General features: G+C 49.8%; 14 protein-coding genes. 10 read left to right on the plus strand and 4 right to left on the minus strand.

Annotation, left to right across the window (positions count from 1 at the left end; genetic code table 11):
- Positions 1–176 precede the first annotated feature (176 nt).
- Both HCX89_RS06880 and HCX89_RS06885 read left to right on the plus strand, forming a co-directional pair.
- Entirely contained in the window at positions 177–1,607 is a 1,431-nt protein-coding gene (locus tag HCX89_RS06880) for a sigma-54 dependent transcriptional regulator (protein WP_081737147.1), read from the plus strand.
- Between the two features lie 2 nt (positions 1,608–1,609).
- Complete coding sequence (locus HCX89_RS06885; RefSeq protein WP_028780388.1) at positions 1,610–3,718, plus strand: cache domain-containing protein; 2,109 nt, start codon at positions 1,610–1,612, stop codon at positions 3,716–3,718.
- A 699-nt stretch (positions 3,719–4,417) separates the two neighbouring features.
- Here HCX89_RS06885 and HCX89_RS06890 read toward each other — a convergent pair.
- Both HCX89_RS06890 and HCX89_RS06895 read right to left on the minus strand, forming a co-directional pair.
- Positions 4,418–5,107 carry a DNA-3-methyladenine glycosylase I gene (locus HCX89_RS06890; protein ID WP_025889011.1) on the minus strand — a complete coding sequence of 230 codons (690 nt, stop codon included), beginning with the start codon at positions 5,105–5,107 and terminating at the stop codon, positions 4,418–4,420.
- Positions 5,108–5,243: 136 nt separating this feature from the next.
- Positions 5,244–6,113 (minus strand): SDR family oxidoreductase, encoded by an 870-nt coding sequence (locus HCX89_RS06895; RefSeq protein WP_167715466.1) that lies wholly within the window; start codon positions 6,111–6,113, stop codon positions 5,244–5,246.
- A gap of 107 nt (positions 6,114–6,220) precedes the next feature.
- Between HCX89_RS06895 and HCX89_RS06900 the strand changes: the two genes are divergently transcribed.
- Entirely contained in the window at positions 6,221–7,126 is a 906-nt protein-coding gene (locus HCX89_RS06900; protein WP_025009090.1) for a LysR family transcriptional regulator, read from the plus strand.
- Positions 7,127–7,218: 92 nt separating this feature from the next.
- A complete protein-coding gene (locus tag HCX89_RS06905; RefSeq protein WP_107005883.1) occupies positions 7,219–7,872 on the plus strand; it encodes a glutathione S-transferase family protein in 654 nt (217 codons plus the stop codon).
- Positions 7,873–7,880: 8 nt separating this feature from the next.
- On the opposite strand, the gene HCX89_RS06910 is transcribed toward HCX89_RS06905, so the two are convergent.
- On the minus strand, positions 7,881–8,411 hold the full coding sequence (locus HCX89_RS06910) for a thioesterase family protein (RefSeq protein ID WP_025009092.1): 531 nt from the start codon (positions 8,409–8,411) through the stop codon (positions 7,881–7,883).
- A gap of 114 nt (positions 8,412–8,525) precedes the next feature.
- Complete coding sequence (gene prlC / locus HCX89_RS06915; RefSeq protein ID WP_167715468.1) at positions 8,526–10,565, minus strand: oligopeptidase A; 2,040 nt, start codon at positions 10,563–10,565, stop codon at positions 8,526–8,528.
- Between the two features lie 364 nt (positions 10,566–10,929).
- Between prlC and HCX89_RS06920 the strand changes: the two genes are divergently transcribed.
- The 6 genes from HCX89_RS06920 to HCX89_RS06945 all read left to right on the plus strand — a co-directional run bounded on the left by HCX89_RS06920 (position 10,930) and on the right by HCX89_RS06945 (position 18,292).
- Complete coding sequence (locus tag HCX89_RS06920; protein WP_167715470.1) at positions 10,930–11,637, plus strand: hypothetical protein; 708 nt, start codon at positions 10,930–10,932, stop codon at positions 11,635–11,637.
- Positions 11,638–11,717: 80 nt separating this feature from the next.
- The gene (locus HCX89_RS06925) at positions 11,718–12,242 is read left to right on the plus strand and encodes a hypothetical protein (RefSeq protein ID WP_167715471.1); all 525 of its coding nucleotides are present in this window, start codon (positions 11,718–11,720) and stop codon (positions 12,240–12,242) included.
- 128 nt (positions 12,243–12,370) lie between these two features.
- A complete protein-coding gene (gene gorA / locus HCX89_RS06930) occupies positions 12,371–13,729 on the plus strand; it encodes a glutathione-disulfide reductase (RefSeq protein ID WP_028780394.1) in 1,359 nt (452 codons plus the stop codon).
- A 222-nt stretch (positions 13,730–13,951) separates the two neighbouring features.
- On the plus strand, positions 13,952–15,145 hold the full coding sequence (locus HCX89_RS06935; RefSeq protein WP_167715472.1) for a hypothetical protein: 1,194 nt from the start codon (positions 13,952–13,954) through the stop codon (positions 15,143–15,145).
- Positions 15,146–16,945 carry an ATP-binding protein gene (locus tag HCX89_RS06940; protein ID WP_167715473.1) on the plus strand — a complete coding sequence of 600 codons (1,800 nt, stop codon included), beginning with the start codon at positions 15,146–15,148 and terminating at the stop codon, positions 16,943–16,945. It begins immediately after the preceding gene.
- A 219-nt stretch (positions 16,946–17,164) separates the two neighbouring features.
- Positions 17,165–18,292, plus strand: a complete 1,128-nt coding sequence (locus HCX89_RS06945) for a topoisomerase II (RefSeq protein ID WP_174840062.1) — start codon at positions 17,165–17,167, stop codon at positions 18,290–18,292.
- The last annotated feature ends 316 nt before the right edge of the window (positions 18,293–18,608 follow it).

Raw genomic sequence — 18,608 nt, forward strand, 5'->3', positions numbered from 1 at the left:
GGCCTTGTACTCGCACCCATTAAAGCAATTTAGGTGCCAAAAACGAATGTTTGCTATAAACCGATATTGAGGGATCCAATATGTGAACTGGATCCCAAGCTTGGTAAATAAGTATCAGACAAATTGTCCCAACCGGCTTTTTCTCTGGTTCATAGTGACCAATTTTTACCGTATCAATGATAGAATCTATTTCAATTGAGTCAAAATGTCCTGAAGCCGACAATATGAGCCAGATAGAAAAGCCACTTAAGTCTAAGCCAATGCCTTCTGCCGTGTCCGTGTTGATCGTCGACGACGAGCCCGGTATGCGCAGTTTCCTCAACAAAGCGCTGGCAAAGAAATTTGCCCTGGTAGAAACCGCTGCCAGCATAGAAGAAGCCGAACAACTGCGCAGCCGTTGTCACTTCGATCTGCTGATTGTGGATATACGTCTGCCCGGCCGCTCAGGTATTGAGTGGCGTGAGGCGCTGGATGATCAGGAGCGGCGCTCCGACATCATCTTTATGACGGGCTATGCCGATATGGAAGTGGCGATTCAGGCACTCAGGGCCGGCGCTTCCGACTTCATCATGAAGCCTTTCCATCTGGAGCAGATGATGAAGGCGGTCGACCGCTGCATCGAGCGGCGCTTGCTGAAGCGGGAAAATCTGATGCTGCGCCGGGAAGTGTCCAGTGGCTATTCCTCCACCATCATAGGCAACAGTGATGCCATGATGGAGGTCAAGCGGGTGATAGAGCGGGTGGCACCGACCAATGCGGTGGTGCTTATCGAAGGTGAGTCCGGCACGGGTAAGGAGCTGGTGGCCAGGCAACTTCACCTGCTCAGTGGTCGTCAGGGCCCGTTTGTGCCTGTTAACTGCGGCGCCATCGCTCCCGAGCTGCTGGAGAGTGAACTCTTTGGTCATACCGCTGGCTCTTTTACCGGTGCCAAAGGCAATCGCGAAGGTCTATTCAGCTTTGCCTCCGGAGGCACCATCTTCCTCGATGAGATCGGGGAGATGCCGCTGAAAATGCAGACGGCCTTGCTGCGGGTGTTGGAGCAAAAGGCGATTCGTCCGGTTGGCAGTGAAAAAGAAGTTAATATTGATGTCCGGGTGATAGCGGCAACCAACCGTAAGCTGGCCGATGAAGTGGAAGCCGGGCATTTCCGCCGCGACCTCTTCTACCGTCTCAATGTGCTCGACATAGTGATCCCGCCATTACGGGAAAGACCGGATGATGTGGTGGAATTGACCCATCACTTTACCCGCCAGTTGGCTGCAGAGCTCGGGGTGAAAGAGGTGGTCTGGAGCCATGAGGACCTGCTCAAACTGCAGCAACATCAGTGGCCTGGGAATATCCGCGAATTGCGTAACATGATAGAGCGCTGCATTCTGCTGGGTAAACCACCGGCGGAATACTGGAAAGAACAGCCCAAGGCCGAGCTGAATGCCCAGCCTGGCTATCCCCACGACTGGGCGCTCAAGGATGTGGAAAAAGACCATGTCACGGCCGTGGTTGACTCCCACGGCGGCAATAAGTCGGCGGCAGCCCGGGTGCTGGGAGTGTCTCGCAAAACACTGGATCGTAAATATAAAGAGTGGTTTGACTGCGAGTCGGAGGTCTGAGCTTGTCACTGTTCAAACGGCTCTTTGGCCTGAGCTGGCAGCAGCTGCAGGCAAAGGTGCGTTATCGCATTCTGATCCTGACTCTGTTGCCTATCTTGCTGACGTTGGTGAGCTTGGTGTTTATCACCATATACTGGAACATCAGCTACACAGGCAAACAGCTGTTTATGAAGGTCAAGGCCGACCTGACAGTGGCCAACAACACGCTGGCTGCGGTGCAGGAGCGTCAGGAAAAGCAGCTCGAACATGTGATGCAGTCCTTCGATTTCCAGACCCATTTTCGTTCGATACTCGAAGGTGAACAGCAGAAGCAGAAAGATCTCAATGCTTTTCTGGATCAACAGCGCAAGGCGTTGGATCTCGATTTTCTGCGTTTGGTCAGAATTGCCGATGCTGCGGCCGATCCTGACTTGCGGCAGATGCTGCCCTTGGTTCAGGGGCAAAGCGCCTATTCAGGGCTGATGGTGCTCTCCTCCTCGCGGTTGGCACGAATCGATCCCGAGTTGGCCGAGCGTGCCAAGATCCCGGTGAAAATGACCTTAAGGGCACAAAATCCCGACAGAGAAGTGGAAGAGCGGGGCATGCTCAGCCGCAGCCTGCTGCCGGTAGCCGATGAAAACGGCAAGGTCGGCTGGTATCTGGATGGCGGGATCCTGTTTAATCGCAATACTCGCATCGTCGACCATATTCGCGATCTGGTCTATGACAAGGGCACACTGCCTGAGCGTTCCATAGGCACTGTGACCATCTTCCTCGACAATATCCGCATCAGCACCAATGTGCCTCTGCATTTCTTCCCCAAAGAGGATGAAAATCGTGGCCGGGCATTGGGCACTCTGGTGTCCGAGGAGGTGCGTCAGCAGGTGTTGGTCAAGGGCCAACTCTGGGTCGATAGAGCCTTTGTTTACAACGACTGGTTTATCTCGGCCTATGCGCCGCTGACCGATATTCGAGGCCAGCGGATAGGCATGATCTATTCCGGGTTTTCCGAGTCGCCTTTTATCCACAACTATCTGCTTAATATCATAGAGTTGGGCACCATTTTGATGTTGGTGTTGCTGGTTTCCGGGCTCTTGGTTTATCGCGGCGCCTACAGTTTGTTGCAGCCGATAGAGCGTATTCACCAAGTGGTTAAGGCGGTGCAGTCCGGGCGCAATCTGCGTATCGGCGAGCTGGGACTGGACAGAGACAATGAGCTGGCCAACCTGGCCGAGCAGTTCGACCGCATGCTCGATTTATTGCAGCGCCGCAATGCGCAAATTCAAGCGGCGGCCGAGCAACTGGAGATGAAGGTCGAGGAACGTACCCGTAGCCTGCAGGAAAAAACCGAAGAGCTGCAGCGCAACGTGCAATTACTGAACGAAACCCGTCAGCAGTTGGTGACCAATGAAAAGCTGACAGCCCTTGGGGAGTTGACCGCTGGGATTGCCCACGAGATCAACAATCCTACCGCCGTAATCCTCGGCAATATGGAACTGCTGCGGGTGGAGCTTGGGGATAACGCCGAGCTGGTCGAAGAGGAGATAGATCTCATCATCCAGCAGGTGGGGCGTATCAGCACTATTATCCGCAGCTTGCTGCAGTACAGCCGTCCCGGCGAGTTCAATGCGCCGCTGGAGATGCATCAAATCACACCTATTATCGAAGAGATGCAGCTGTTGGTACGTCACTCACTGGGTAAGCAGGAAGTGGTGTTGTTGCCTGAGCTGAACGCCAGTTATCCGGTGCAGGTAAATCGTCCGCAACTGCTGCAGGTGCTGATCAATCTGGTGGTCAACGCTGCTCATGCTATGGATGGCAAGGGGCGGATCTGGATCCGCACCTATGACTGGGTGGAACAGGACGAACCTGTGGGGATCAAGATAGAGATTGAAGATGAAGGTTCTGGGATCCCGCAAGAGCAGTTGAGTCGGATATTCGATCCCTTCTATACCACCCGTAAGGATGGTACCGGGCTAGGCTTGTCGCTGAGCTACGGTATTATCAAACGCATAGGCGGCACCATAGAGGTTAGTTCGACTGTAGGTAAGGGGACGCTGTTTACTGTCAGTATTTACCATATGGCCAAAGAGGATCAGTCAGGCCCCTATGATGGTTTGCTGTTCGGGTAGGCTCTTGGCTTGGCGTGAAAAAACAAAAAAAGAGCCGGGTAATTAACCCGGCCACAAAGAGTGTGTGAGCAATGTCGTGCTTTGCAAACTCAGGAACACCATAACTCTCAGCGGGTACTGCGGGCCTAAAGCTAAGGATGAGTTTTGGAACGCAAGTTAACGATAATCGTTCTCATTTATGTTTGCAACTATTTTTTGACTTTTGGCGATAAAATTTTCCAGTGCTATTCCTCCTTTCTTGGATGTCCGACCCAAAAATCTACCTAACTTATTAATTTTAAATTAGTTTAAATCTAAGGTGCAGGCCGGTAGTCATCGGTAGTTTTTTGGGCTAAATCCAGATGGCTGCACCTTCCTTAGTGCCTGATTCCCTCAATATTGGTTTGTAGGGAGGGGCATCAAAATTTAAAAACAGCGGCGAGGGATGAAAATAGTTGGCGGAGAGGAGGAGCATAAAGCTTTGACAATAAAAATCAGCCAAAAAAGGGCCGGGTAATTAGCCCGGCCTAAAAGAGTGTGTGAGCAATGTCGTGCTTTGCAAACTCAGGAACACCATAACTTCAAGCAAATCTCAGTCGACTAGCGGTTAACTGACTCTCAGTTAAGGATGAGTTTTGGAACGCAGAACAAATGATAATGGTTCTCATTTTCGATTGCAACTATTTTTTGTCTATATTCAAGACAAATTTATCTCAGGCCTCAGATACGATTGTCCCCGGTGCTACAAGCCAAGATACGGCTGATGGCGGCCATGCTCCTACCGCTGCTCTGCTGCCAATGATTGAATACAGCTTGTACCTGGGCCAGGCCGCTCTTTGAGCTGAAGCCTGCGTCCACCAGTTTGTGACTCTTGAGATAGTTTTGAACATCAGCGGTCAACAGGAAGCTGTCTTTACCTATGCCACGCAGAAAATAGGGGCCGGTATTGCCACCCAAGCGTGCACCACGGCGTTTGAGTTCCTGCCACAGTGAGGTGATCTCCTCCACCGGCCAGAGGGCGATATATCGGGCCAGGCTGCCGTGTTCTCTGGCAATATCCTGCACCATGAGCGCGTTATCATAAATGGCCTGGGTCTTTTTCTGGTGGCGAATGAGGCGACTGTCCTCACCTCTGGCCTGCAACTGCTCAGGGGAGAGCATCAACACTTTCATGGGTTCAAAGCCAAAGAAGGCCTCTTCATAGGCCGGCCATTTGTGTTCCACTACCTTCCAGACAAAGCCGCTCTGAAATACCTGTTTGCTGAGTGCTGAAAGCAACTCGGCATCTGTATATTCCAGCAATTCTTCCGTGGAACAGACTCTGGGTAACAGGCTCTCCAGTCGCTCGGCGCCGCCTTTGCGCTCGCAGGCTCTGGCATAGATGGTGGCAAAATCTTCCGGCTTGCTCATGTGCTTTCCCTTTTGATTCAATTACTGCTGCACCAGTGTAATACCAATCGGGATAAAGATGGGAGTGATCAATGATGATTAACCATCACAGCCCCTCCCAGGCAAAGGGAGGAACTGTGGCACGTGATATCGGGTATCAGGATTGAGTGAGGCTCTGTTCAAACAGGGCCTTAAGTGAACGCCCTGGGCGCCCCAGCAGACGTTCCAGATCTGCGCTTTGCTGCTGATATTCACCATCGGCTATCGCCTTGGAGTTGTTGGCAAACGCCTTGGCCATAAAACCGGGGAGGCCGATCCCGAGGAAAATCTGCTCCAGCTCTGCGACTGAAATGTTTTGCAGCCGAATGTTTTTGCCACTCACCTGCGACAGGTATTGTGCCACCTGGGCCTGGTTCAACAGTTCCGGGCCTGTCAGGGTATAGGTTTGCCCAAGATGGCTGCTTACAGGCGATTCCGATGAGAGAATGCCGGCGATGGCCTCTGCCAGATCGGCCTTCCACACAGGGGCAAACAAACCATTTTCACCGGCATTGAGCATGGTTTCTGTTGCCAGAGTGTGCTCCAACCCGGCCAACTGCAATTCGGCATAGGGACCGTTACGTACCAAGGTGTAAGGCACACCAGAGTGAACTATTGCAGCTTCTGTTGCCGCATGGGTGCGGGCAAAGTCGAATGCCGAGTCCAGGGTCGCCAATTGGAAACTGGTATAAACCAATTGTTCTACAGCGGCGGCCTTGGCGGCGCTGAGCACATTCATGTGCTGCTGCAGTCTCTGATCATTGGGTGTATCACCCGAGATCAATAACAGGCGTTTGACGCCCTGCATGGCTTTCGAGAGTGAAGCCGGGTCACTGTAATCGGCAAAGGCCTTCTCTACATCAGCAAACTCGTTCAATTGTTCGGGGTGGCGACTTGCCAATCTCAACTGTTTGGCAGGAACTTTTGCCAATAAGGCTTGGCTGACCAGACGGCCCAATTGGCCAGATGCACCTAAGATAAGGATCATGTTTTTTACTCCAGTAGGTTTATGGCATCAGTGTATCCCCGTGGCAAAAATTGATAATGAGTGCTTTACTTATCACTTTGGTTATTGAAATTAAACAAAGGTGAGAGATGGATGCGGCACAACTCTATCGTATGTTGGTATTCGCCACTGTAGTGGAACAGGGATCGTTAACGGCGGCCGCAGAAGTGTTGGGGATCAGCCGCTCCATGGTGAGTCAACATTTGAAGAAACTGGAACAGCGTCTTGGCAGCCGTTTATTGCACAGAACCACGCGCAAGATAGGCTTGAGTGAAGACGGTCAGCAGTTCTATCACTATTGTGCCGAGTTGTTGCAGCTGGCTAAGCAAGCCGAAGCCGTGACTCGCCCCAGTGATCAACAGCTACATGGCAGTTTGCGGATCACGGTGCCGGTAGGGATAGGTGAGCTGTCACTGCTGCCCTTGATGGGGGAGTTTCACCAGCGCTTCCCCCATATCCGGCTGACACTGTTGCTTGAGGACAATAAGCTCAATCTGCTGGAGCATAAGATAGATATCGCCATTCAGGCCGGCTGGCCGGAAGACTCTGAATTCAAAGCGATAAAATTGGGCGACTTCGAAGAGTATCTGGTGGCTTCGCCCGAGTATATTAGTCGCCATGGCAAGCCGCTGCATCCGGATAACCTGCATCATCACCAATGGCTGATGCATGCATCGAGTCATTTGCCTCGCAGCTGTACTTTGCACAATAGTCAGGGCGAGCAGTTTCGTATTCGGGTTACTCCCTTTATCAGCTGCAACAGTACCAATGCCATCGCGGCTTTGGCTGCTCAGGGGCTTGGCATAGCCACCTTGCCGGATCATCTGTTGCAAAGGCAATTGGACTCGGGAGCACTGGAACGTCTGTTACCGGATTATCATCTGCGTGAGGGCGGTATCTATGCCATTCACCCTTACCGTGAGGGGATGCCACCCAGAGTCCGGGTCATGTTGGACTTTCTCAAGCAGAAGTTGGGTCAAACAGAGGGGGGATAATGCCTCGCGGCACTCATGGTACCTGTTCACGCCTTCCCTAAGCGGTAGCCAGCAACTAAAGTTAAAGTTGGTAACCATGGGGATCCCTGTCTATGGAGCTTTACTACCATCCATTGTCGCGTTATTCGCAAAAGGTGCTGCTGGCACTTTATGAAAAGCAGGCAAACTTCTTTCCCCGGGTAACGGATCTGCAGGATCCATTGGAGCGCCAACACTATCTGCATTTCTATCCATCCGGTAAGCTGCCACTCTTGGTGTGTCAGGACGGCAGCCTGTTGCCTGAATCCAGCATTATCATAGAGTATCTGGACAATAAAATGGACGCCGGCACCCGGCTGTTGCCCAAGGAGCCCGACCTCAATCTGCAAGTGCGTCTCTATGACAGAATTGCCGATAACGACCTCAACAACAGTCTCTATCAGCTGGAGCAGCAATATAGCTTACCGGAAGAGCAGCAACTTCCTCTGGTGCAGCGTCAAATTGAAAACCGTCTCAGACTTTGCCTGCGGGCGTTGGACTTACGCCTGGTTGAGCATCATTGGCTTTGCGGAGATGGGTTCACTTTGGCCGATTGTGCCTTAATCCCTTGTCTTGGTTACCTGCAGCGCAGTTTTAACTTACTGGACTACCAGCATTTGGGGCGCTACTGGCTGCAGGCGCAATTGCGGGGTTCCTGGATGTTGGTGCAGGATGAAGTGACTCTGGCTCAGGAGGAGGCCAGCAGCGGGCTCAGGCCCATCCCCTGAGCAAGAATTCAGCTGTTGCGGGCCTTTTTGAGATCCAGGAACGACTTCCACTTGATGATCTCTGCCGGTAACTCGGGCGTGGTCTCATCGAACCCGGCTTCCGTCAACAGGTTTTCCGTGGGTACCGGCTTGCGTTTGCAGACGAACAAACCTCTGACATGCACTATGGCATGCAGGCCTCTGTCCGACAGGAAACGCTGCTCTATGTAGAAATACTTTTCATCCCAGCCAACCACGCGAGAGGCAATTTCAAACTGCTGTAATGGCCTGATATCCCTTACATAAGTGAACTCGGCGGCATTGACTATTGGCATCCATTTCAGTTTTAGAAAGCGCTTCAGCAAGCCCATTTCGGCCATCATATAAGTGCGGGCCAGATCCATAAATGCCGGGTAGCGGGAGTTGGTCAGGTGTAGGTTGATGTCACAGTCACTCGGTAAAGCCCGATAACGGATGCGGCTGGTGCCGAGAAAACCGATATCGTTTGCCCGGCGCACTCGCCAGAGCAGCAGCCAAAACAGGCGAAAGTAGAGGTTCATCAAAGGGTCCAAGAGTTGAGAGGCATTAAAGGCTATCAAAGGTCATACCAGACGGCAAGCGAGAACTGGCTCACAAAAAAGGCGCCCGCAGGCGCCTAATCAATTGCTTCTGCCTCAGGCTTGGATCCCTGAGTGACGCAGCAGTGCGTCTATGCTGGGCTCGCGGCCACGGAAGCGAGTAAATAGCACCATAGGCTCTTCACTGCCGCCCATCTCAAGTATGTTGTGCAGGAAGTCGCGTCCTGTGCTCTCGTTGAAAACACCTTCCTCCTCGAAACGGGAGAAGGCATCGGCAGACAACACCTCAGCCCACTTGTAGCTGTAGTAGCCGGCGGCATAACCTCCGGCAAAGATATGGGCGAAACCGTTCTGGAAGCGGTTGAATTCAGGCGGTGTGACCACGGCCACCTGGCGTCGAACCTCATCCAACATCTGCTGAATATGGGCGCCCTTGGCCGGATCAAACTCCTGATGCAGGCGGAAGTCGAACAGAGAAAACTCCAGTTGCCGCAGCATCATCATACCGGACTGGAAGTTCTTGGCGGCCAGCATCTTGTCCAGCATCGCCTTGGGCAGCGGCTCCCCGGTCTGATAATGGCCGGAGATCTCCGCCAGCGCCTCTTCGGCCCAACACCAGTTCTCCATAAACTGGCTTGGCAGCTCCACGGCATCCCAAGGTACGCCATTGATGCCGGAAACCCCACCGACATCGATGCGGGTCAGCATATGGTGAATACCATGACCAAATTCGTGGAACAGGGTAGTGACTTCGTCATGGGTAAACAGCGCCGGCTTGTCACCCACAGGGCGATTGAAGTTACAGGTGAGGTAGGCTACCGGCTTTTGCAGGCCTGTGGCCGTCATCCGCCGGGTTCGGCAATCATTCATCCAGGCGCCGCCCCGCTTGCCTTCACGGGCATAGAGGTCCAGATAGAAGCTGCCTCTGTGTTCGCCCTCGGCATCCAGGATGTGGAAAAAGCGCACGTCTTTATGCCACTTGTCGAAATCCTGTTGCTCTTTGACATCCATACCGAACAAGCGTTTGATGGTGTAGAACAGGCCGCTGAGCACCTTGTCTTCGGGGAAGAAGGGACGTAGCTCTTCCTGAGATATCTCATACTTGTGTTGCTTGAGCTTTTCGCCGTAGTAACCCAGATCCCAGGCCGCCAACTCGGTTACACCATAATGCTCCTTGGCAAACTCCTTGAGTTCGGCCAGCTCGGCCTTGGCCTGAGATTTGGAGCGCAGTGCCAGCTCATTGAGGAAGGCGATAACCTGCTCGGGCGATTGCGCCATCTTGGTGGCCAGGGACTTATCGGCATAGGTATCAAAGCCCAGTAACTGTGCCAACTCATGGCGTAGGCTCAGGATCTCGTCCATCAGCGGGCCATTGTCGAACTCACCGGCATTGGGGCCTTGATCCGAAGCGCGGGTAACAAAGGCGCGGTAGCACTCTTCACGCAGACTGCGGTTGTCGCTGTAGGTCATGACCGGCAGATAGGATGGAAAATCCAGGGTGAATAGCCAACCTTGCTGCTCTTTGGCCTCGGCCATCGCCTTGGCGGCGGCAATGGCAGACTCTGGCAGACCGGCCAATTCGGCTTCATCGGTAACCAGTTTGCTCCAGGCATGTGTGGCATCCAGCAGTTGGTTGGAATAGGTGCTGCTGAGTTCGGACAGGCGCTTTACAATCTCTCCATAGCGAGCTTTTTGTTCATCATTGAGGCCTATTCCCGACAGTTCGAAGTCTCTCAGGCTATGTTCTATCACAGTCTGTTGTGTCTGGCTGAGCAGGGCAAATTCCGCCGATGCCTTGAGCTCTTTATAGGCCTGATACAGGCCCTGATGTTGGCCGACAAAGGTGCTGTACTCAGACAACAATGGCAGGCAGGCATCGTGCGCGGCGCGCCACTCTTCATTGCTGAGTACAGAATTCATATGGGAAATCGGCGACCAGATCTGGCTCAACTCATCGTCCACCTGCTCCAGAGGGGCCACCAGGTTTTCCCAAGTGTAGGGGCCTCCGGCGGCCAGCACGGCTTCTATCTTATCGCGGCATTTGGCTATGGCCTGTTCGACCGCCGGTTGAATGTGCTCGGCCTTGATACTGGAAAAGGGCGGCAGCTCCTGTGCTGTCAGCAGCGGATTGGTCATTGTCTGTCCTCTCTTTGGGCGTGGGCCATAGGGCCTGCATTGGATGCCTGGTCTTGCCGCCATGGCGGCGAATATTCAGGGGCGTGGCTAATAGATAAGGGTTCCGCTGTGATTTATCAAGGTGATAAAAGCGATTGGTGCCATGGCTGTGGCATAGATGTGAAACATAGCAGTGAAACATAGCCGCCAAACTCGGCAGTGAAATACCCGTGGGTCACGAGTCACTGCTGCCGAGGAAGAGAGCCTACCGTCAATGCACAAAAAAATCATAAATGATAACTGGATCTAAAACACGATTCGTTATCATTTACATAATGGGGTGGTGGAATAAAATAAACTTTACTTTGTAAGTTTGGTACGTTTTATGCGCTATCCGCTCTTGTTGCTGACACTCCTGTGCTGCAATCCATTATTGGCCGATGAGGCCGCCGAAACCCAACTCATGCTGGGGTGGGACAGCCGCTATATTTCCGAGGGGCGTGACAACTTGTCTGCGGGCGGGATTGCCTGGAGTGGCATTCACCATAGCCGTGATGGCCTGGGGGCCTTCGTGTTGTTTGGCCGAGCCGACAGTGTGAACTACGCCGAGCTCAATGCCGGGGTGGAATACTGTTTCAACCCACTCGAATCAGTGGAAGCCGGTGTCGGCATGCAGCGACTGGAGTTTTACGGGGATGAGCGCGCCCATGACAATGAGGTGTACGCCTATCTCGCCTATCAGGGGCTGAGCTGGCTGACACCATCGATTAACTATACCTATGCTACTGAAGCCTCTGGTTATTTTGTTGAGTTGAGCCTGCACAGCCATTGGCAAGTGAACGAGCAACTGACTCTTACCCCCTATGTGACCCAGGGATTCGACTTTGGCTATGCCAGCCAGACCCATGATGGCCCCAATCATCTGCAGTTTGGTGTAGAGGCATGCTACTCATTAACCTCTTCTTTGGTGGCTTCCTTGCATTTGAGTCACAGCATAGCGGAGGATGATATCAAGCAGCAGGCGCAAGAGGAGGATTGGCATGGTGACCTGGATCAGTCTTATGCCGGCTTGCATCTGGAGTGGCAGTTTTAAACTGGCTAACATTCACCGCAGCTTCTAGACTCTGATGTGAAGACAAACAGCGTCGAAGGATCGATGCGGGAGTACAGGGAATGTTAACCTACAGAATCGGCGGGCTTTGCTGCCTGCTCCTTTGGTTGGGAGTCGCCCCATTGGCTGAATCCCAGGCCGAATCAAGCTCAGACCTGAATCCAGTGTCGAGTTCAGAGCCCTCAATAGATAAGCAACTCAGCAACCCGGACAAAGAGTCTGGTTCGCTCCCTCTGGGGTTAGTGCTCGACAGCGAGGGCAATCCTATTGCCATTCCACAGCAGTTTGAAGCCGCACTTGAATATGAGTCTGCACCCTTGCCCAAGGCCTCGCGCGACAGTAAACCAACGAAATCCCGAAAAAAGAAGGCATCCAAGCCTCGCCGCCAAGTCGCCGATGATCCCAGTTGTCGCTGGTTGGATAAGCGAATGACAGAGCTGGAGCGGCGCCTCAGGCAGAAAGATTCCCACACGGCCAGATTTTTGCAGGCTGAACTCGGCGAGCATCAACAGCAGTTTCGTTGCCTCAAGTGCTCGGGTTCAGGGCCTGAGACCCAGGATTATTCGCGTTGCACCTTGTATCACTGAAATTTTTACCGGCAGACTCTGGTCTGGTCACTTGATCTGAATCCCCCTACAATGGCTTAAAAGTATCCCGCCAAGCGGGAGGTCGCCCTGTTGGGCGAGATAATCTGTATCAATCGACGGAGATAAACATGGCACAACATTTTGACTATATCTGCCTGGGTGCGGGCAGCGGTGGTATTGCGTCAGCCAACAGGGCCGCCATGCGTGGCGCCAAGGTGTTGCTGATTGAAGCCAAACACCTGGGTGGTACCTGCGTCAACGTCGGCTGTGTGCCCAAGAAGGTCATGTGGTATGGCGCCCAAGTGGCCGAAGCCATGCATCTCTATGCCAAAGATTATGGTTTTGATGTCAGCGTCAACCAGTTTGACTGGAACACTTTGGTGGCCAGTCGTGAAGCCTATATCGAACGGATCCATGGCTCCTATGAACGCGGTCTGGCCAACAACAAGGTCACTGTGGTTAACGGCTATGGCCGCTTTGTTGATAACCACACCATTGAGGTCGACGGTGAACACTACAGTGCCGAGCATATTCTGATCGCGACCGGTGGCGCGCCCAGCATTCCCGACATTCCCGGGGCAGAACATGGCATAGACTCGGACGGTTTCTTTGCCCTGCGTGAACAGCCCAAGCGGGTAGCTGTCGTGGGTGCCGGTTATATCGCGGTGGAAATTGCCGGTGTATTGCATGCCCTGGGCAGTGAAACCCATCTGTTTGTACGCAAACATGCGCCACTGCGTAACTTTGACCCCATGCTCTATGAAACACTGATGGAGTCCATGGCCAGTGAAGGGCCTTCGCTGCATACCCAGAGTATTCCCAAGGAAGTGCGTAAAAATGCCGATGGTAGCCTGACTCTGGTGCTGGAAAACGCTGAAGAGTACACAGTGGACTGCCTGATCTGGGCCATAGGTCGGGCACCAGCCACAGGCAATATCGGCCTTGAAAATACCGATGTGCAGTTGGATCCCAAGGGATATGTGATAACCGATGCCCAGCAAAACACCAGCGCCAAAGGGGTTTACTGTGTCGGTGACATCATGGCTGGCGGAGTAGAGCTGACACCGGTTGCCGTCAAGGCGGGTCGCTTGCTGTCAGAGCGTCTCTTTGGCGCCATGCCGGATGCCAAGATGGACTATGACTGCATCCCGACTGTGGTCTTCAGCCACCCGCCAATTGGCACCATGGGGCTGACAGAGCCTGAGGCCAAAGAGCGCTTCGGTGAGGATCAGGTTAAGGTCTACACTTCCTCCTTTACCTCCATGTACACTGCAGTTACTGCGCACCGTCAGGCTTGTAAGATGAAGCTGGTTTGTGCCGGCGCCGATGAAAAAGTCGTCGGGATCCATGGTATCGGCTTTGGCATGGATGAAATCCTTCAGGGCTTTGGCGTTGCCATCAAGATGGGCGCCACCAAGGCTGACTTCGATGCCGTAGTCGCTATCCATCCAACGGGCGCGGAAGAGTTTGTTACTATGAGGGGTTAATGTAGAAAACCCACCTACACACGTTCGTACTGTAGAAAAACTGAGAGGCCAGAGCATCGTTCTCTGGCCTTCATTTATCGACTCATCGATACACAGCCTCTTCTAACACGTTTATGCCCCATTGTGTGCTAAAGCACCGTTTTTACACACTGCTCTTTGACTGAATTTATCTAATACATTTACTATGAAACAATACGTTTATCAATTCAGTAACGAGTCTAAATGGCAACTATACCTTTAAACGAAATCTACCAACACAAACTCAACTTTCTTATCGGTGCAGGAGCTTCAAGTGGCCTATTTCCGACTCTATGGTTGCCCCTCAAAGACTCTGATAATGAAGATAATAACGAAACGATTGAAACGCTCGCAACTAAGCTAGATCAACGAGGGGAACAGTATAAAAGTCATCACGCTTTGCTGTTTATGTACTACTACGAAAACATTATCGAACCTGTATGTAAGTTTCAGCTTAGTGATATCTATATTCCTCATGCTGAAGAATGTACGAACGACGATCAGTGTGAGGTCTGTAAAAAAAATGAGCTAAGAAATGAGACTATCGAAAATTATGAGATTTTCATTGACTCTATCGTAAGGCTATTGCAGCAGAAGAGTGACTTTCAAAGACGTTGTAACCTTTTCACTACTAACTACGATGGCTGTGTCCCATTAGTAGCAGACAAGATGATTAAGAAAGGGAATCTTGAATTCAACATCAATGACGGGGCAAGTGGCTTTCTCGAAAGAACCCTATCAGCACGCAATTTCAATAACTACCTCTGTCAATCAGGGGTATTCGGACGAAACTCATCTGATATACCGCAAATCAACTTTATCAATCTGCATGGATCTGCTTATTGGCGTAAGTTAAAGGATACTATCAAGGTAGAGTACAATTTCCTCGATACTGCCGTGGTAATTCCAGAAGAAGCTCGCGACAGCCTTAATCAGCTAAGTGAAATTCTGAATGATAAAACCAAAACAACACAAGATATACTCGACCTTAAAGTGGAAGTTAATGAAGGCATCCTAACTGCGTTTTGGAATTCTTACGATAAACTCCCTATCGTCAATCCAACTAAATGGAAGTTTCATGAAACTGTTTTCGAAGAGCATTATTACCAAATGCTTCGCTTGCTCAGTTATCATTTGGAAGAGAAAAATTCGATTTTAGTTAGTTTTGCTTTTTCGTTCGCTGACGAGCACATTCGTAACTTGATTAAACGTTCACTGTCTAACCACAAACTACAAGTATTCGTTTGTTGCTTTAATGACAAAGAGCATGAAACTATGTATGGCTACTTTGGTGGTTATAGGAACGTCACACTAATAAAGTTCGACGGTGAGAACTTAAACTTCACTAAATTCAACGAAGCGGTATTCAATGCTGACTTGCTTAGAGGTGACGACTAAATGAGCATCAACGTTGGTGAAGTCATTGCGGTTCGTGGTACTCAAGTCACTCTGCGCATCTTTGATGAGTCAAGTTTGGAAACTATGTTTCATGATGGAAAGAAGTACAAGGGTGTTTCTATACGTGAATACATTGGCGTTAAGCGCGGCTTTTGTCTCATTGTGTGTATTGTTGAGGGTGAGTATCTGGATGAAAACCGATTTGAACTAGAAGACAAAAAAATTCAATATATCCGCAAAGTAGAAGCCAAGCCCATCGGTTACTTTGAGCAGAGTAAGTTTAAAGACGGCATTAAACTAATGCCGATGATCAAAGACAAAGCATACTTACTCAACGAGCACCAAGTAGTCAGCATTTTTAGTCAGGGAACAGATGGAACATTCAATATTGGAAAAATGCTGAAAGAGGAACTACCCGTATCACTTCCATGGAATAGGATTTTTAATAGTCACATTGGTATTTTTGGCAATACGGGGAGCGGTAAATCTAACACGCTCACTAGGCTATATGCGGAGTTATTTTCTAATTTTGAAGAGAAGCTGATAGGCAAAAGTCAGTTTCTCTTGATTGACTTTAACGGTGAATACAATGGTAACCAATTAATCAAGACCCCTGAGAACAAAAAGTCATTCAACCTAAGCACGGGGAAAAAGGAAGGTGAAAAGTTACCGCTAGCAAGTGACCAGATTTGGAACACTGAGATATTAGCTCTGCTATTTCAAGCAACTTCCAATACTCAGACACCATTCATCAACCGTATTATTGAACGAAGAAAAAAAGACATAAAGAAAGGTGAAAGTTTAAAGGACTACCTCATAGGCACGTTTTACCTATGTTTTGTAACTCCAGCGCAAAGTAGAGATTCTTTAGTTCATCTTAAGGTTATCGCAGAGCACCTTTCAAACACCCCTCTAACTGATAAGCTAAGTAACATTTTTTGGTTTGATAAAAACTCGAAATTTGCATGTAAATCGGTGCTAAATTGGGAGTATTTTGATTCTAATGAGGGGTTTACCGCCAACCTGAGACCAATCTTAAATGCATTAGACCTAGCTAACATTGACCCTATAGATGAGCTGGTCGTGCGTATTAACCTTCAGTTACTTAGAGATTTATCATATGGGAATATTCAGTTTGAGCACATTCAACCTCTTTTGAAGAGAGTTGAAAGTGCTGTGAATGATCTACGAAAAATATTTATTGTCAAAGAAAATGTAAATGATGAGTTCAAGCTACTGAATGTTGTTTCGTTGAGAGGATGTAATCAAGCAACTAAGAAAATTGTGCCTTTGCTGCTAGCGAAGATGTTTTATCAAGAACACAGAGATAACGTCGATACGCCCCCTAAAAATACGTTGCACTTCATCATTGATGAAGCACATAACATCTTGTCGCAACAATCAAATCGTGAGCACGAGATCTGGAAAGATTACAGACTGGAGATGTTCGAAGAGATCATCAAAGAGGGACGCAAGTTTGGGATGTATCTGACACTATCAAGTCAAAGACCAGCAGACATTTCACCTACGATAATGTCTCAACTTCATAACTTTTTTATCCATAGGCTTGTCAATGATAAGGACTTGTTCCTGATAGACAACACGATTAGCACGCTAGATCGAATGTCTAAAAGTTTGATACCGAACCTATCTAAAGGAGCATGTGTTGTAACTGGCACTGCTTTCGATTTACCGATTGTAATGCAGGTAGATTACATCGAAAGCAAAGAAAGCCGTCCTGCCAGTGATGATGTTGATCTTGCTGAACTCTGGGGACTTGTTGATAAAGAAGAGGCGTAGCTCAGTTTCTTGCCCAGAGCAGTTAAAGTTTTTACCAAAAATTCGCCTAGTTCGCTTTGCCCAAATAAAGGTTGTCCAAAGAGAATGAATTAGAGTAAAAGATCTAAGTGGTTTTTGCCTCAAGTCGGATTCGTAACATTTGGCTCGGTTTCGCCTCGCTTCACATTTTAGCCAAAAATTACTTACAGCGACGTTAGACGAAGTTTAATCAATGAGAATATGATGACACTAACTAAAGACATTCAAAGGAAAGAAGAAGAGCTTTCTTTACGACTTGAGTATATGCGCGAGGAAGCGTTGGTTCGCTTTTCCCAGATCGTTGGTCGCAAATCGACTGTTCATCAAATGCACGCTCACATTGGTAGAAATAACAACACCTTTGTAGACAGTGTGCGGATGCAATTTCACTCTCCAGAAGACTTTATCGCACGGTGGCTTAATGGGCTTACACAACAAGTGATTGAGAAAAAAGCGGATATCGCCCGTCGTCGCCATTTCGGGGATCGCAAGCGAACAGAAGAAATAATTCCAGAGATGCTTCAGGACGAGCTTCTCCATGACTACATTCATCGATTTTTAGAGAGGAATTTCTACCGTAATTTTGAAGCACGAGTGAGAGCAAAACCCGACCAAAACCTTTGGCAAGTCTGGTTTGGTTCGGGGAAGCTGGTCTGGGGGCTTTTGATCTCACCGACACATCGTTTTGGCGAATGGACAAATGATAAGAGCCAGATGCGACGTGAAAATTATGCATACTGGACCGTCGAACATGTTTTGGAGACTGGCTTGATAGCACCAGAAAGTGAAGAACCTGTGATATTTCCAGATATTCAGGCGTTCCTGACCTTTTACCAAACGGTATTGGCTCGTGTCTCTAATTCGGAGTATGAGCAAGCGATTTCAACGCGATATTTGGACTACATCAGGGAAAGCGACGCCCCAGAGTCTGTGCCTTTGTTAATTCCAGAGCTTCGGTACGTGGGTAAAGAGGTCAAACACCTTTATCGTTTGGATTTTTCAGTACTTAACCCATACACCATGAGAATGCTTGGTTTTGAAATAAGCCCCGCATCTTCGCATATGTCGATTGCAGGGAGTACTAAAAAAACTCAAAAGACACTCAACGAAGAGCTTTCGGCGAAGTGGAGTAAAGAAGCAGATAAACGCAACGCTTATTTTGAAAAATACGGCATAACAACCGTCACTTTTACCGACACAGATTTAACAAACGTAGATCAGTGTTGGGAGCATATAAAAGGCATCCTTGAGGAAAGGTCTGCTGGCCCATTGACGGTAGAAGGTGCTGAACGCGAGCTACAAGCTGCTTATGCTTCTGTGTCAGTCTAACAAATGCGTCAACGGGACCGATTTGTTACGCTGGGCGCCACAATCGGCCCGGTACGTAGGTGTTAAGCCATAGAAAATTTAATCCGAAACTCACCGAATAAAGTTAAAAATCTAACACGTTTATGTCCAGAAAGGTGTTTCATTGGATGGTCAAGACAACCAGCATGATACTTTGTTCCTCTCCCACCGCTTAAGCCAGTTTTACTTGACCACACTATACTGAACAGCTTCTCCACAATAAGCCAGAAATCCGCCTTTGCCTATCGCCTTTTGGGTGGGAATTACCTCAGACGCTTTTGAGGTTAAGGGGTGCGCA

It is taken from the genome of Shewanella sp. Iso12, from assembly GCF_012030025.1.
In the GTDB taxonomy this organism is placed as follows: Bacteria; Pseudomonadota; Gammaproteobacteria; order Enterobacterales; family Shewanellaceae; genus Shewanella; species Shewanella algae.

Bases quoted from the DNA above. Each gene is read 5' to 3' on its own strand.
- HCX89_RS06880 (WP_081737147.1), top strand. From the start codon at position 177: ATGATAGAATCTATTTCAATTGAGTCAAAATGTCCTGAAGCCGACAAT.
- HCX89_RS06890 (WP_025889011.1), bottom strand. From the start codon at position 5,107: ATGAGCAAGCCGGAAGATTTTGCCACCATCTATGCCAGAGCCTGCGAG.
- HCX89_RS06895 (WP_167715466.1), bottom strand. From the start codon at position 6,113: ATGATCCTTATCTTAGGTGCATCTGGCCAATTGGGCCGTCTGGTCAGC.
- HCX89_RS06900 (WP_025009090.1), top strand. From the start codon at position 6,221: ATGGATGCGGCACAACTCTATCGTATGTTGGTATTCGCCACTGTAGTG.
- HCX89_RS06905 (WP_107005883.1), top strand. From the start codon at position 7,219: ATGGAGCTTTACTACCATCCATTGTCGCGTTATTCGCAAAAGGTGCTG.
- HCX89_RS06910 (WP_025009092.1), bottom strand. From the start codon at position 8,411: ATGAACCTCTACTTTCGCCTGTTTTGGCTGCTGCTCTGGCGAGTGCGC.
- prlC (WP_167715468.1), bottom strand. From the start codon at position 10,565: ATGACCAATCCGCTGCTGACAGCACAGGAGCTGCCGCCCTTTTCCAGT.
- HCX89_RS06920 (WP_167715470.1), top strand. From the start codon at position 10,930: ATGCGCTATCCGCTCTTGTTGCTGACACTCCTGTGCTGCAATCCATTA.
- HCX89_RS06925 (WP_167715471.1), top strand. From the start codon at position 11,718: ATGTTAACCTACAGAATCGGCGGGCTTTGCTGCCTGCTCCTTTGGTTG.
- gorA (WP_028780394.1), top strand. From the start codon at position 12,371: ATGGCACAACATTTTGACTATATCTGCCTGGGTGCGGGCAGCGGTGGT.
- HCX89_RS06935 (WP_167715472.1), top strand. From the start codon at position 13,952: ATGGCAACTATACCTTTAAACGAAATCTACCAACACAAACTCAACTTT.
- HCX89_RS06940 (WP_167715473.1), top strand. From the start codon at position 15,146: ATGAGCATCAACGTTGGTGAAGTCATTGCGGTTCGTGGTACTCAAGTC.
- HCX89_RS06945 (WP_174840062.1), top strand. From the start codon at position 17,165: ATGATGACACTAACTAAAGACATTCAAAGGAAAGAAGAAGAGCTTTCT.